At 70.5% G+C, this 13,345-nt stretch carries 11 protein-coding genes and 2 pseudogenes; 6 read left to right on the top strand and 7 right to left on the bottom strand.

What is annotated here, in order from left to right; all coding sequences use genetic code 11:
* Window positions 1-119: 119 nt before the first annotated feature.
* Window positions 120-515, bottom strand: a complete 396-nt coding sequence (locus tag VOI19_RS03680) for a DUF2237 domain-containing protein (RefSeq protein WP_323791603.1) — start codon at window positions 513-515, stop codon at window positions 120-122.
* A gap of 53 nt (window positions 516-568) precedes the next feature.
* Window positions 569-1,558 carry an endonuclease/exonuclease/phosphatase family protein gene (locus VOI19_RS03685; protein ID WP_323791604.1) on the bottom strand — a complete coding sequence of 330 codons (990 nt, stop codon included), beginning with the start codon at window positions 1,556-1,558 and terminating at the stop codon, window positions 569-571.
* Between the two features lie 180 nt (window positions 1,559-1,738).
* Here VOI19_RS03685 and VOI19_RS03690 point away from each other — a divergent pair, with 180 nt between their 5' ends.
* Entirely contained in the window at window positions 1,739-2,971 is a 1,233-nt protein-coding gene (locus VOI19_RS03690; RefSeq protein ID WP_323791605.1) for a DUF222 domain-containing protein, read from the top strand.
* A 179-nt stretch (window positions 2,972-3,150) separates the two neighbouring features.
* Here the strand turns inward: VOI19_RS03690 and VOI19_RS03695 are convergent.
* Window positions 3,151-3,666, bottom strand: a pseudogene (locus VOI19_RS03695) (CDP-glycerol glycerophosphotransferase family protein); the annotation flags it as partial.
* A gap of 419 nt (window positions 3,667-4,085) precedes the next feature.
* Here VOI19_RS03695 and VOI19_RS03700 point away from each other — a divergent pair.
* Together VOI19_RS03700 and VOI19_RS03705 are read left to right on the top strand one after the other, a co-directional pair.
* The gene (locus VOI19_RS03700) at window positions 4,086-5,540 is read left to right on the top strand and encodes a hypothetical protein (protein WP_323791606.1); all 1,455 of its coding nucleotides are present in this window, start codon (window positions 4,086-4,088) and stop codon (window positions 5,538-5,540) included.
* The gene (locus VOI19_RS03705) at window positions 5,537-6,757 is read left to right on the top strand and encodes a DUF480 domain-containing protein (RefSeq protein ID WP_323791607.1); all 1,221 of its coding nucleotides are present in this window, start codon (window positions 5,537-5,539) and stop codon (window positions 6,755-6,757) included. The genes VOI19_RS03700 and VOI19_RS03705 overlap by 4 nt, the downstream gene beginning before the upstream one ends.
* A gap of 9 nt (window positions 6,758-6,766) precedes the next feature.
* Here the strand turns inward: VOI19_RS03705 and VOI19_RS03710 are convergent, their stop codons facing one another.
* From VOI19_RS03710 to kstD, 4 genes are all read right to left on the bottom strand, one after another.
* Window positions 6,767-7,207, bottom strand: coding sequence for an OsmC family peroxiredoxin (locus VOI19_RS03710; protein ID WP_323791608.1), 441 nt, complete (start codon window positions 7,205-7,207; stop codon window positions 6,767-6,769).
* 72 nt (window positions 7,208-7,279) lie between these two features.
* Window positions 7,280-8,500 carry a formate-dependent phosphoribosylglycinamide formyltransferase gene (purT, locus tag VOI19_RS03715; RefSeq protein WP_323791609.1) on the bottom strand — a complete coding sequence of 407 codons (1,221 nt, stop codon included), beginning with the start codon at window positions 8,498-8,500 and terminating at the stop codon, window positions 7,280-7,282.
* A gap of 33 nt (window positions 8,501-8,533) precedes the next feature.
* Entirely contained in the window at window positions 8,534-9,421 is an 888-nt protein-coding gene (locus VOI19_RS03720) for a MaoC/PaaZ C-terminal domain-containing protein (RefSeq protein ID WP_323791610.1), read from the bottom strand.
* Complete coding sequence (gene kstD, locus VOI19_RS03725) at window positions 9,421-11,148, bottom strand: 3-oxosteroid 1-dehydrogenase (protein ID WP_323791611.1); 1,728 nt, start codon at window positions 11,146-11,148, stop codon at window positions 9,421-9,423. Before kstD ends, VOI19_RS03720 begins: the two co-directional genes overlap by 1 nt.
* 34 nt (window positions 11,149-11,182) lie before the next feature.
* Here kstD and VOI19_RS03730 point away from each other — a divergent pair, with 34 nt between their 5' ends.
* The 3 genes and pseudogenes from VOI19_RS03730 to VOI19_RS03740 form a co-directional block, all read left to right on the top strand.
* Entirely contained in the window at window positions 11,183-11,995 is an 813-nt protein-coding gene (locus VOI19_RS03730) for a 2-keto-4-pentenoate hydratase (RefSeq protein ID WP_323791612.1), read from the top strand.
* 4 nt (window positions 11,996-11,999) lie between these two features.
* Window positions 12,000-12,923 (top strand): acetaldehyde dehydrogenase (acetylating), encoded by a 924-nt coding sequence (locus VOI19_RS03735; protein ID WP_323791613.1) that lies wholly within the window; start codon window positions 12,000-12,002, stop codon window positions 12,921-12,923.
* Window positions 12,920-13,345 (top strand): annotated as a pseudogene (locus VOI19_RS03740) (4-hydroxy-2-oxovalerate aldolase); the annotation flags it as partial. The gene VOI19_RS03735 and the pseudogene VOI19_RS03740, both read left to right, overlap by 4 nt.

The raw sequence follows: 13,345 nt of genomic DNA on the forward strand, positions 1-13,345 counted from the left end.
CAAGGGCATCGGCAAGCTCGCCGAGCCGCTGATGAAGTTGGTCTTTGAGCGGATCGGCTCCAAGACCGAGGAGCAGATGACCGGGGTGCTCAACGGGCTGTGAGCCCTGGTTGTGACTCCTAGGCCTCGTCGAGGCCGCTGAGGTCTGAAGGGACGTCGACCGCGTGCTCGCGCAGCACGTCGAGCGGCACGATCTGCAGCACCGCCTCATTGGTCGAGGCGAGTACGACGTGCGCCGCGGCGCCGTCCTGGTGTGCGCGTGCCCAGTTGTGGGCCGTGACGCACCAGCGGTCGCCGGGCACGAGCCCGGGGAAGTCGTACATCGGCAGCGGGGTGCTGAGGTCGTTGCCGATGGCGCTCTGGTGAGCGAGGAAGACGTCGGTCACCACCGCGCAGATCGTGTGGCTGCCACGGTCCTCCGGTCCGGTGGCGCAGCAGCCGTCGCGGAAGAATCCGGTCATCGGCTCGGTGCCGCAGGGTTCCAGCTCGCCGCCCAGGACGTTGCGTTCGGTCATGGCTCCACATTCGCACGTCCTCGACGTGGCGGGGGAGCAAGGTCGCGCGCGATTCAGGCTGATGCCGAATTCGGCGGCTCGATCTCGAACTCGAGCCACAGGGGGTAGTGGTCCGAGATCCGCCAGGACAGCTGGTTCTTGGTCAGGTCGGGGAAGGCGTGCGGCACGAAGTCGAACGAGCCGCCGTGGTGGGTGTAGGTCATCGAGTGCAGCAGGGAGTCCCCGGTCGGGGTGGAGAACCAGGCGATCTGGTCGTAGAAGCGCGTGGCATCGGCATGGTCGAAGATCGTGCGTGGCGCGTCGTTCATCTCGGCGGGTGGGAACAGGCCGGTGGAGACGAAGGCTTGGTAGAGCGGGTCGTCGAGCCGGTCGAGGTTGAAGTCGCCGAGCAGCAGCAGGTTGTTGTTCCAGTCGTCGGTCCGGTCGGTCCAGGCACGCATCCACTGGGCGATCTCGGTGATCTCCGGGAGCCGGTCGGTGGGGTGCTTGCCCCAGATCACGTGGACCGTCGCCAGGATGAAGTCGACCCCGCAGCGGGTGAAGGAAGCCGCGTAGGGCGTGCGCGCGAACTGCTCAGCCGGCTGACCGGTGACGGTGGGCGGCAGCACGATCTCGCCGACCAAGCCCGACGGTTGCACTCGGTCGGCGCGGTAGAGGAACGTGAGCCGCTCGCCGTTGCCGGCATCGCCCTCGGTGACGTCGGACGTCAGCAGCCGCCAGTCGCTCCCGAGCCGCTCGAGCAGGAACCGCAAGGCACTGACGTTGCGCCGGACTTCCTGCACCGCGACCACGTCGAAGCACGCCACGACCTCGGCGATGCAGGCGACCGCGTGCCAGTCGCGCTTGGGTGAGTCGTCTGCGTCGGCGTCCCACTTCTCGGTCAGGCCGCCGAAGGCGCGCAGGTTCCATGTCGCGACCAGCAGATTCGTCGCGGTGCGGCGGGGGATCGCTGCAGCAGCCGCCACGGCCATCTGCTGCACGTCAGCGTCCACCTCGGCGGGCATCACGAGGGGGTCGGCAACCAGGCCGCTGGGCATCGACATCACGCATCCCGTCATAGGCCGCTCGACTCCGCGTTCTTGAGTATTCACCTAGATGCGACTCAGGGGTAGCGATCTGCCGGTTCGGTCGCCGTCGGCGGGAACTGCGGAGCGGGCCCGGCGTCCTGTGGAGAACCCGGTTTTCGGGGTCGGAGTGTCGGTGGTGGGTGCTTGAGTGGACTCATGGCGGACACCACTACTCATGCGGGATCGGGTCACCCGATCGGTGCTGTGGTGGGTGCTGCGCGTGCTGGTTTCGCCGGCATCGTGGAGGCTCAGACGTGGTCGCTGGGTGGGGCCGAGACGCGTGATCTGCTGGTGGAGGTCACGGCGTTGGCAGCGCAGGTCGCCGAGCTCCAGGCCCGGTTGCTGGTGCACGGTGAGTCGACGGGGGCGACGTCGACCGAGGTGCAGGCCACCAGCACGGCGGCGTGGTTGGCCGGCACCACGCGGACGGTGAAGCGTGATGCGTTCGCGGCTACCAAGCTCGCGGGCAAGCTTGCCGCGTGGGAGGCGACCAGGTTTTCGGTGGCGCGTGGTGAGGTCCTGCCCGACCAGGCCGGGGTGATCGTCGATGCTGTCGAGGCGTTGCCCGAGCAGACCTGGGTGCGTCAGCAGTGCGAGAAGCACTTGCTCGCGTTGGCCGCCGAGCACGACGCGAAAGACCTGAAGACCCTGGGACGCCGGGTGTTGGCGGTCATCGACCCCGAAGCAGCCGAGGCCCACGAGGCCAAGTTGTTGGAGGAAGAGGAGAAGCGGGCCGCTACCAAGACGCGGTTCTCGATGGGCACCAACGGCGACGGCACCCACACCGGCCGGTTCACGATCCCCGACCTGTACGCCGACATGCTCAAGAAGGCCCTTCACGGCTTTGCCGCGCCTAAGCATGTCCGCTCCCAGGGCGGGGCCTATGACTACCAGCGCCCATCGCCGGAGCGGGCCGGTGAGGCGTTCTGCGAGTTCATCGAGCGCCACCCGATCGACCAGGTCCCTGATGCCGGCGGCACGAGTGCGACCGTGGTCGTGACTGTCGAGCTCGCCACGCTGTTGGGTGGCATCAAGGCAGCAGCCCTCGACACCGGCACCATGATCACCGCCGGCACCGCGCGGAGGTTGGCGTGCGAGGCCGGGATCATCCCCGCAGTCCTCAACGGCACCTCACAGGTCCTCGACCTGGGTCGTAAGAACCGTTTCCACACCAAGACCCAACGCCTCGCGATCGGGCTCGCGCAGAAGCACTGCCAAGCACCGGCCTGTACGGACCTAGACCGCCCAGGGCAGAAGTTTCAGGCGGTGATGGCCGCGCCGTCGTCCGACGGCTCGACGCCGAGCAGACGATCACGCAGCGACACCAGCTCCGAGACGGTGTCGAGGAATCGCACCGTGCTCTCACCGACGCGCAGGTCGTCGAAGTAGTGGTGGCGCATGGCCACGCGCGCCAGCTGGTGCTCGTCGATCTCGAGGCGAGAGGCGATGAGCTGCGTCAGCGCGCCGGCACGATCGAAGGCGTCGGGGCTGATCACGTCCGCGCAGCGACTGACCGGCACGTCCTCGCGCAGCCGCTCGGCATCGCCCTGCGGGTCGGTGAGGAAGATCGGCTTCTCGTTGCGCAGATAGAGCCAGTCGAGCCCGACCGAGGAGACGTCGGTGATCATGGCGTCGCAGTCGGGGATCACCGCCAGGATGTCGCCGTGGGTCACGCTCTCGTGCCCCGCCTCGGGCTCGGCCGCAGCAGCGGAGGCGACCAGGTCGAGGATCGCGAGGTGGGCCGCCCTCACCGCAGGGGTCTGGCTCGTGACGACCTTCGGGTGCGGCTTGTAGGCCAGGCGTACGTCGGGCACGGCCAGGGCCGCCCGCACGATCGCGACCCCGAGCGTGGTCACCGACGTGTAGTCGTTGTAGTCGGCGTCGCCCTCCCACGTGGGGGCGTAGAGCACGGTGCGCCGCTCGCTGGCTGCGAGCAGCGACGGCGGGCGCAGGTCGAGCTGCGGACGGCCGACCCGCACCAGGCGACTGTCGTCGAACTCCATCAGCGCAGCCAGGTGGCGCTGCACCGCTGCCTCACCCGCGACGAGCACGCGGTCGTAGGCCTTGGCGTTGTTGCTCGCCATGCTCTGCTTGTCGCTCTCCCCGTGGTTGATGTGCACGTGGAGACGGCGGTTGTCGATCAGCGACTGGAAGTTGAGAGCCGAGTTGTTGCAGTAGAGGACGACCCCGGCGTCGAGCCGGTCGTAGAGCTCGGTCAGGTCGGTCAGCGTCGGCGCGGTCAGCACCGGCAGCGTCGTCCGGCTCTCGAGCACCTCGGCCGAGGCAGGGTCGCGCACCACGATGCCCACCGGGTGCTGGGCATGCAGGATCTCGAGGACGTCGAGCCACTGCACGAGTTGATAGGTGCGGGTCGGGTCGTCCGCGAAGTAGGCGATGACGGAGACCTCGGGCACCTACAGATTCTAGGGCCACCAGCGCAATGCTCCCGACCACGCGAGCTGTGGTGTTTACCTCTGGGCACCGGAGGGGCAGGGTGAGGCGCATGGCTGCCGCTCCCCACGGACTCGTGTTTCCGATCGACCCCACCGACGCCGAGGGACGGCGCAGCACGACGTCGACCGGTCGCGGGGTGGTCGCCGACGCGTTGTGCCCCGTCGACCCTGTCGGCTCGCGTGCCGCTGAGCGCGAGACCACGTGGCGCACGCAGTACCTCCCGTGGTTCCGCCGTCTCGTCGAGGCCGGGCTGGGAACCCCGGAAGATGCAGGCACAGTCGCCCGCGCCGGCCTGGACTCGCTGCACGCGCGGATGTGCGTCGCCGGCCAGGACGGCGAGCCGGACCAGCCGCTGACGTCGTGGCCCCGCTCCACCGCCGGCTTCGGCCAGGTCGAGCTGCACGGCTCGGCCGAGCCGCTGCGCGAGCTGGTGCTGCCCTACCGCGGCGAGCGGCTTCGCGGCGACGACGTACGACGTCGGGTCGAGGCGTGGGCGCAGGCCGGCGTCGTCGAGCCCAGCCTTGCCGAGGCCATCGACCTTGTGCTCGACAACCCCGACTGGCTGCGCCTCGAGGGCCGCACCGTCGCGGTGATCGGCGCCGGGTCAGAGATGGGTCCGCTCCAGGCCCTGAGCCGCTGGGGTGCGCGGGTGGCGGCAGTCGACCTGCCGCGCGACGACATCTGGGAGCGGGTCAGCGACACCGTCGCAGTCGGAGCGGGCACCGTCGTCGCGCCGGCCCTCGAAGGACGCCCCGGCGCGGACCTGCTCGCCGACGTGCCGACTCTTGCCGACTGGCTCGGCGAGCAGCCGGGCACGCTGGTCTTGGGCAACTACGTGTACGCCGACGGCGCCACCAACGTGCGCGTCTCCATGGCCGTCGACGAGCTCAGTCGGCGCCTGCTCGAGACGCGCGACGACACCGCGCTTGCTTTCCTCGCAACGCCCACCGACGTCTTCGCCGTGCCCGGTGAGGCTGTCGACCAGGCACTGGCCGCGTACGCCGGGCGAGGGCGGTTCAGCAAGGGGTTCGGTCGCCCGCTGCGCACGGTCTCGGGCGGACGGCTGCTCCAGCGGCCGTACGCCGGCCCCGCCGACCCGGGCATCAACGACTCGCTCGTGCCTCAGCAGGGACCCAACTACGCCCTTGCCAAGCGGCTCCAGCGCTGGCGCGCCACGAATGCTCGCCACGATGGGCGCCTGGTCTCGCTCAACGTCGCGCCCCCGACGCGCACCCGCTCGGTGGTCAAGAACCGCGCCCTCGCTGCGGCGTACGCCGGGGCGCACCGCTTCGGCGTCGAGGTCTTCGACCCCTCGACCTCCAACGTGCTGATGGCCGCGTTGCTCGTCCACGACCTCCACACCGGTGGGGGACCCCACCACGAGCACTCGTGGCAGGACGAGGCGTACGCCGCGGCGCACGGCGGGCTGTGGCGCGCGGCGTACTCGCCTCGCAGCGCCCTCGGGCTGGCCGCCCTGCTCGGCGTCGGTGGGGCTCGCGGGTGACCGGCCCCGACCTGAGTGCCGAGGAGCAGCGGGTCCTCGGCGCCCTCCTGGAGAAGGAGGTGACTGTGCCGGCGAGCTATCCGATGTCGGTCAACACAGTCATCACGGCGTGCAACCAGTCGAGCAGCCGCGAGCCGGTCACCGAGTACGACGAGGCCACGGTCCACCGGGTGCTGCGCGCGCTCAAGGAGCAGGACCTCGTCGCGGTGACGTGGCAGGACTCCGGACGGCGCACGCTCAAGTACGTCCAGACCGTCGCCGCTCGCCACGGCTGGGCACCCGACGAGCGCGCGCTCCTGACGGTCCTGCTGCTGCGTGGCGCGCAGGCGCCCGGCGCCCTCAAGACCCGCACCGAGCGGCTGCACCCGTTTGCCGACCGCACTGAGGTCGAGGCCTGCCTGACGAGGATGGCGGCCGCCGAGCCGCCGCTGGTGCAGCAGCAGCCCAAGCGTCCGCGCGAGCAGGACCACCGGTGGATTCACCTGCTCGGCCCCGCCGACGACGACAGCGGCTCGACACCCTCCAGCGCCCAGGCGCCGGACCGCGAGACCGTGATCGCCCACGGCGCCGAGGCTCGCGACACCGCCGTGCGCACGTCGTACGACGCCGTCGCTGCGTCGTACGCGCAGAACTTCGTCGACGAGCTCGCCGAGATGCCCTTCGAGCGGATGCTCCTCGACCGCGTCGCTGCCGGCCCAGGCCCGGTGGTCGAGGTGGGTTGCGGACCTGGCCACGTCACGGCGCACCTTGCCGCGCAGGGGGCCGATGCCCACGGGATCGACCTGTCGCCGGAGATGATCGACCAGGCGCTCAACCGCTATCGCGACGGCCGCTACGAGGTGGGAGACCTGCGCCGGCTGATGCGCCCCACCAACGCCGAGGGCTGGGGCGCGGTGCTCGCCTGGTACTCGCTGATCCACTTCGCGCCCTCCGAGCTGCCCAGCGCGATCGAGGCGCTGGTCAGGCCGCTGGCGCCCGGCGGGACGTTGCTGCTCGCGATGCATGCCGGGACCGAGGTGCTCAGCCCTGGCACGTGGTTCGACCACGAGATCTCGCTCGACTTCGTGCTGCACCAGCCCGCTGAGGTCGTGGCGCTGGTCGAGCAGGCGGGCCTGGTGGACGTCGAGTGGTATCACCGCGGGCCGGTGACGACCCGCGGTGAGCGGCAGGAGCGGCTCTACGTGCTCGCACGCAAGCCCCGCCCAGCCATGGGCTGAGCGAGTGGCTCAGCTCTCCAGCGCGGCGTCGAGGGTGATCTCGACACCGGTGAGGGCCTTGCTGACCGGGCAGCCGGCCTTGGCGCTCTCGGCGGCCTCGAGGAAGCCGGCCTCGTCGAGGCCGTCGACCTCGCCGCGCACGGTGATCTTGATGCCGGTGAGGCGGAACCCGCCGGCGGGGTCCTCGCCCAGGGAGACCTCGACCGTGACGTCGAGGGCCTGCGGCGTGCCGCCAGCCTCGGCGATGACGGCGGAGAGCTGCATGGCGTAGCAGGAGGAGTGCGCCGCGGCGATGAGCTCTTCGGGGCTCGTCGTGCCGTTGGCGTCCTCGGCCGCGCGCTTGGGGAAGGAGACGTCGTAGGTGCCGACCTTCGAGCTGCTGAGCTCGACCTGACCGGAGCCGTCCTGCAGGGTGCCGTTCCAAGCGGTGCGTGCGGTGCGAGTAGGCATCGGAGTCCTTCCGTCGTGGCCAGGGTCTGCGGATCAGCCCTGATCACCCACTGAACCTGCTCCAGAGACCCGCTATTCCACGACGGAGATGTGCGCCGCGGACTCGCGGGCGGTCGCGCGGGCCGCCTCGACGTCCTCGCCCAGCGCCAGCGTGACCGCCATCCGACGACGACCCCCGACCTCGGGCTTGCCGAAGACCCGCACCTGGGTGTCGGCAACGGCCAGCGCCCGCTCGACCCCGGCGAACCTCGGAGCGACCTGCTCGCCCTCGACGAGGACGGCGCACGAGGCCGCGGCACCGCGGGCCCGGACGTTCGGGATCGGCAGACCGAGGATGGCGCGCGCGTGCAGCGCGAACTCCGAGAGGTCCTGGGAGACGAGGGTGACCAGGCCGGTGTCGTGGGGGCGCGGGGAGAGCTCGGAGAAGATGACGTCGTCACCGCGCACGAACAGCTCGACGCCGAACAGCCCGCGGCCCGTCGTCCCGCACAGCTCGCGCACGACCGTCTCGGCCATCTGCTCGGCCGCGGCGAGGACGCCTGCCTCCATCGGCTGTGGCTGCCACGACTCGCGGTAGTCGCCGTCGACCTGCACGTGGCCGATCGGCGCGCAGAACGAGATCGCGTCGCGCGACGGGTCGTCAGGAGCCTCCACCGAGGCGTGCTTGATGGTGAGCAGGGTGATCTCGTAGTCGAACGGCACGAAGCCCTCGACGATCACCCGGCCCTGCCCGGCGCGGCCGCCCGACTGGGCGTAGTCCCACGAGGTCGAGACGTCACCAGGGGAGCGCACCACCGACTGGCCCTTGCCCGACGACGACATGACCGGCTTGACGACGCACGGGATCCCGATCGCCTCGACGGCGTCGGCGAACTCCTCGGCGGTGTCGGCAAAGCGGTACGGCGACGTGGTCACCGACAGCTCCTCGGCCACGAGGCGTCGGATGCCCTCGCGGTCCATGGTCAGCCAGGCAGCCCGTGCGGTGGGGATGATCGTGACGCCCTCGGCCTCGAGCTCGCGGAGGGTCGGCGTGTGGATGGCCTCGATCTCCGGCACGACCCACTGCGGCTGCTCGAGCTCGATGACCCGGCGCACCTCGGCCGCATCGAGCATGTCGATGACGTGGCTGCGGTGGGCGACCTGCATCGCCGGGGCGTCGGCGTACCGGTCGACGGCGATCGTCTCCACCCCGAGTCGCTGGAGCTCGATCACGAGCTCCTTGCCCAGCTCGCCGGAGCCGAGCAGCAGGACGCGGGTGGAGGTCGCACTCAGCGGGGTGCCCAGGATCGTCACGCGCGCCAACCTAGTGGAGACCCGGGTCCACGTTCAGGCGAGGTCGAGCACCACGTCGGCCAGCACGGGGGAGCCGTCGCGGGGGCCACCGACGATCGCGGCCGAGGCCACGATGCGGCCGTCCTCTCGCCAGCCGCGCACGCCGATCGTCTCGCCGGGGAAGACGACCCCGGAGAAGCGTCCGCCGAAGCCGAAGACCTTCGACGCGTCGCCGTCGAGCAGCGCGTCGGTGAGCTCGCGCAGCACGATGCCGTAGGAGCACAACCCGTGCAGGATCGGCGCCGGGAAGCCGGCAGCCTTCGCGAAGTCGGGGTCGGCATGCAGCGGGTTGCGGTCGCCGCACAGCCGGTAGAGCAGCGCCTGCTGCGGGGTCACGGCGTACGACGTGACGGCGTCCGGCTCACGGTCGGGCAGGTCGACGGCCTGCGACGACCCACGGTCGCCACCCCAGCCACCCTCGCCCTTGACGAAGATCGAGGAGCGCACGGTCCACAGCTCCTCGCCGGTGCCGTCGGTGCCCGCGGTCGCGACGCCCTCCTGCCAGATCACCGCCGCCTTGCCCTTGTCCCAGATGTCGGTGATCGAGGTGCGGATCGTCGCCGTGCCCGAGGTGGGCAGCGGTGCGTGGACGGTGATCGACTGGGCGCCGTGCACGACCTGCGCCAGGTTGATGTCGCAGCCCGGCAGGTCGAGTGGCGGCGGGTCGGTCTCGTGGAACGTCGGTGCCACGACGCCGAAGGACGGCAAAACCTGCAGCCCGGGGCCGTCGTAGGTGTAGGCCAGCGCCTGCGACGACACGTTGTCGCCGTCACGGGTGCCGGCGCCGATGCCCAGGTGGTAGAGCAGGACGTCGCTCTCGGTCCAGGAGAAGGTGCGCGCGCCGAGGTCGGCGCCGATCGCGACGGACGGGTCGATGGGCATCAGGCGGTTTCCTTTTCGGTGCGAGTCGTGGCCACCGCTTGGGCGATGTCCTCGGCGGCCAGGTAGCCGAACGCGAGGGCGGGGCCGATGGTGGCGCCGGGGCCGGCGTAGGTGCGTCCCATCACGGCCGAGGAGACGTTGCCCGCGGCGTAGAGACCCGCGATGACCGACCCGTCGGGGCGCAGGACCCGAGCGCGGGTGTCGGTGACCAGGCCGCCCTTGGTGCCGAGGTCGCCCGGCACGATCTTGACGGCGTAGAAGGGCGCCTCGTCGATTACGTGCAGCGACGGGTTCGGCTTCACGGTCGGGTCGGAGTAGTACTTGTCGTAGGCCGAGACCCCGCGGTGGAAGTCGGCGTCGTCACCGGAGGCGGCGAAGCCGTTGAAGCGCTCGAGCGTGGCGCTCAGCGCCTCGGCGGGGACGTCGATCTCGGCGGCCAGGGCGGCGATGCTCGAGGCCTTCTTGACGGTGCCCATCTTGTACCAGCGGCCCGGGAAGGGCTGGCGCGGGAAGAGCCCGGCGAAGAGGTAGCGGTTGCGGTAGCGCTGGTCGATGATCATCCAGCTCGGCACGTGCCCGACGCCGGTGGCCTCACCGGCATACATCTCGTGCACGGCCTCGACGTAGGGGAGCGCCTCGTTCATGTAGCGCTCGCCGGCCTGGTTGACGATGATCGAGCCGGGCAGGTTGCGCTCGGCCAGGCAGAACCACGGCCCGCTCGGTAGCGGGATCGTCGGGCCCCACCAGGAGTCGTCGAGCAGGTCGGTGGCGGCCCCGGCCGCCATCCCGGCCACGAGGCCGCCGCCGGTGTTGAACTGCGAGCCGGTGGTCCAGTCGGTCGAGGTCGGCTGGGGTTGGTACTGCTCGCGGAGCGCGAGGTTCTTCTCGAACCCACCGCTGCCGAGGATGACGCCGCGACGAGCCCGGACGACGTGCTCGGTCTCGCCCTGCTTGACCCGCACACCGACGACCCGACCGTCCTCCACGACCAGGTCGACCAGCTCGGTGTCGTAGTGCAGTGGCACGTCGGCGTCGATGAGGCCCTTGCGCAGACCGATGGCGATCGCGTTGCCCATCGCATACATGCGTCGGCCGCGCAGCCCGGCCCAGGCACGGGCGAGGACGACCTTCAGCATCGTGATCGGACCACCCAGGGTGCGCAGGCCGAGGCTGATCTTCCGGAACATCGCCTGCGTGACGATCATGTTGGCGGGGGCCTTGGTGTACTGCGGGTGGAGCCGGTCCAGCTCGTCGCCGAGGAAGCTGGCGTCCATCGGGATCGGCTCGCAGCTGCGGCCCTTGACGCGTCCGCCGGGAGCCTCGGGGTGGTAGTCGGCGTAGTCCGGCACCCACGTGAAGCGCAGCGGGGTGTGCTCCTTGATGAAGTCGAGCACCTCGGGGCCGCGGTCGAGGTAGGTGTCGCGACGCTCCTTCGGCACGACGTCGCCGACGATCGCGTCGAGGTAGCGCTTGGACTCCGAGATCGGGTCGGCCTGGCCGGCGGCCTGCAGCGCGTAGTTGCCGGGCATCCACACGCCACCGCCGCTGCGCGCGGTCGAGCCACCGAAGTGGCCGCTCTTCTCGACCAGGATCGTGTCGAGGCCTTGCTTGGTGGCTGCCAGGGCCGCGCTCATGCCGGCGCCGCCGGCTCCGACGACGACGACGTCGACCTCGAGGGGAAGCCCGAGGGGGAGGGCGCCGGCGGTGCTGGGGACAGGGGTGCTCATGGCGCAAAACTGTAACAGGTTCTAGTATGGCGCGGTGACCTCACAGGACGCCATCCAGGCCGCCGTCGACCGGCTGGCCGACGCCCAGGAGTCGCGGGTGCCGTGCGCGGCGGTCCGCGACCTCATCGGCACCGACGACCTCCCCGCGGCGTACGCCGTGCAGCAGGGGTTGGTGCAACGCCGCCTGGCCGGCGGGGCGACGGTCGTCGGCCGCAAGATCGGCGCGACGTCCAAGGCGGTCCAGGACCAGCTCGGCGTCGACCAGCCCGACTTCGGCTACCTCCTCAGCGACATGGACGTCAGCAGCGGCGCCGCGCCGGGCGCCGCATCGATCTCGATGCGCACCCTCGTCCAGCCGCGCGTCGAGGCCGAGGTCGCCTTCGTGATGGGCCGCGACGTCGACGTGCCGGAGGAGGAGATCACCCTCGACTACGTGCGCGCCTCGGTCGCCTCCGCGCTCCCCGCCCTCGAGATCGTCGACTCCCGCATCGCGTCGTGGGACATCGGCTTCACCGACACAGTCGCCGACAACGCCTCCAGCGGCCTCTTCGTCGTCGGGACCGCCGACGCGCGCAGCCTGGCCGAGGTCGAGCCCGTCGACGTCGTGATGTCGCTGACCATCAACGGCGAGGAGCGCTCGGCCGGCACGGGCGCTGCCTGCCTGGGCGACCCGCTCGAGGCGCTGCGCTGGCTCGCCGTCCAAGCCGCCCGCTTCGGGGATCCGTTGCGGGCCGGCCACCTGATTCTGTCCGGGGCCCTGGGCCCGTTCGTGCCGTTCGTCCCGGGTGACCGGGTGGTGGCGTCGATCAGCGGGTTCGCCCCGCTGAGCGTTGAGTTCGAGGAGTAGAAGAGTGTCCGAGCAGAGGAAGCTCACCGCCGCCATCGTCGGTCCCGGCAACATCGGGACCGACCTCATGTACAAGCTGCTGCGCAGCCAGGTGATCGAGCCGCGCTGGATGATCGGGGTGGACCCGGCCTCGGAGGGGCTCAAGCTCGCCACCGGCAAGGGGCTCGAGGCCTCGCACGAGGGGGTCGACTGGCTGCTCAAGCAGGACGTCCTGCCGGACCTCATCTTCGAGGCCACCTCGGCCTACGTGCACCGTGAGTACGCCCCGCGCTACGAGGAGGCCGGCATCGTCGCGGTCGACCTGACCCCGGCCGCCGTCGGACCCGCCGTCATCCCGCCGGTGAACGGCGAGACCCACGTGGGAGCGATGAACGTCAACATGATCACCTGCGGTGGCCAGGCGACCATCCCGATGGTCGCTGCGGTCTCCCGCGCAGTGGTCGACGCCGGGGGAGTCTCGTACGCCGAGATCGTCGCCTCGGTCTCGTCGATGTCGGCCGGACCCGGCACGCGCGCCAACATCGACGAGTTCACCAGCACCACGTCGGCGGGCGTCGTCTCCATCGGCGGAGCCGCGCGCGGCAAGGCGATCATCATCCTCAACCCGGCCGAGCCGCCCATGATCATGCGCGACACGATCTACTGCGCGGTCTCCCCGGACGCCGACCGTGACGCGATCATCGCCTCAGTGTTCGAGATGGAGAAGGCCGTCCAGGAGTACGTCCCGGGCTACCGGCTCCTCCAGGAGCCGCAGATCGACGAGCCGTCGGCCGCCACGCAGGGCCAGACGAAGGTCTCGATCTTCGTCGAGGTCGAGGGCGCGGGCGACTTCCTGCCGCCGTACGCCGGCAACCTCGACATCATGACCGCCGCCGCCGCACGCGTCGGCGACAACATCGCACGCGCCAAGCTGGGAGCCCTCTCGTGACCGACTCGACCGACCTCAACGTCCTGTCCCGCACCTGGTCCGGCACCCACGGCACCGAGCCGTGGGGCGACCTCGACCTGCGGCTCACCGACACCTGCCTGCGCGACGGGTCGCACCACAAGCGCCACCAGTTCACCGCCACCGAGGTGCACGACATCGTCGAGGCGCTCGACAACTCCGGGGTGCCGGTGATCGAGGTGACCCACGGTGACGGCCTCGGCGGCTCGTCGTTCAACTACGGCTTCTCGCGCACCCCTGAGCAAGAGCTCATCAAGATCGCCGCCGAGACCGCCAAGCGTGCCAAGATCGCCTTCCTGATGCTGCCCGGACTCGGCACCAAGGACGACATCCGGGCCGCCCAGGACAACGGTGGCCAGATCTGTCGCGTCGCCACCCACTGCACCGAGGCCGACGTCTCGATC

The organism is Nocardioides sp. (assembly GCF_034670285.1).
Taxonomy (GTDB): Bacteria; Actinomycetota; Actinomycetes; order Propionibacteriales; family Nocardioidaceae; genus Nocardioides.

Bases quoted from the DNA above. Each gene is read 5' to 3' on its own strand.
- VOI19_RS03680 (WP_323791603.1), bottom strand. From the start codon at position 515: ATGACCGAACGCAACGTCCTGGGCGGCGAGCTGGAACCCTGCGGCACC.
- VOI19_RS03685 (WP_323791604.1), bottom strand. From the start codon at position 1,558: ATGTCGATGCCCAGCGGCCTGGTTGCCGACCCCCTCGTGATGCCCGCC.
- VOI19_RS03690 (WP_323791605.1), top strand. From the start codon at position 1,739: ATGGCGGACACCACTACTCATGCGGGATCGGGTCACCCGATCGGTGCT.
- VOI19_RS03700 (WP_323791606.1), top strand. From the start codon at position 4,086: ATGGCTGCCGCTCCCCACGGACTCGTGTTTCCGATCGACCCCACCGAC.
- VOI19_RS03710 (WP_323791608.1), bottom strand. From the start codon at position 7,207: ATGCCTACTCGCACCGCACGCACCGCTTGGAACGGCACCCTGCAGGAC.
- VOI19_RS03720 (WP_323791610.1), bottom strand. From the start codon at position 9,421: ATGCCCATCGACCCGTCCGTCGCGATCGGCGCCGACCTCGGCGCGCGC.
- kstD (WP_323791611.1), bottom strand. From the start codon at position 11,148: ATGAGCACCCCTGTCCCCAGCACCGCCGGCGCCCTCCCCCTCGGGCTT.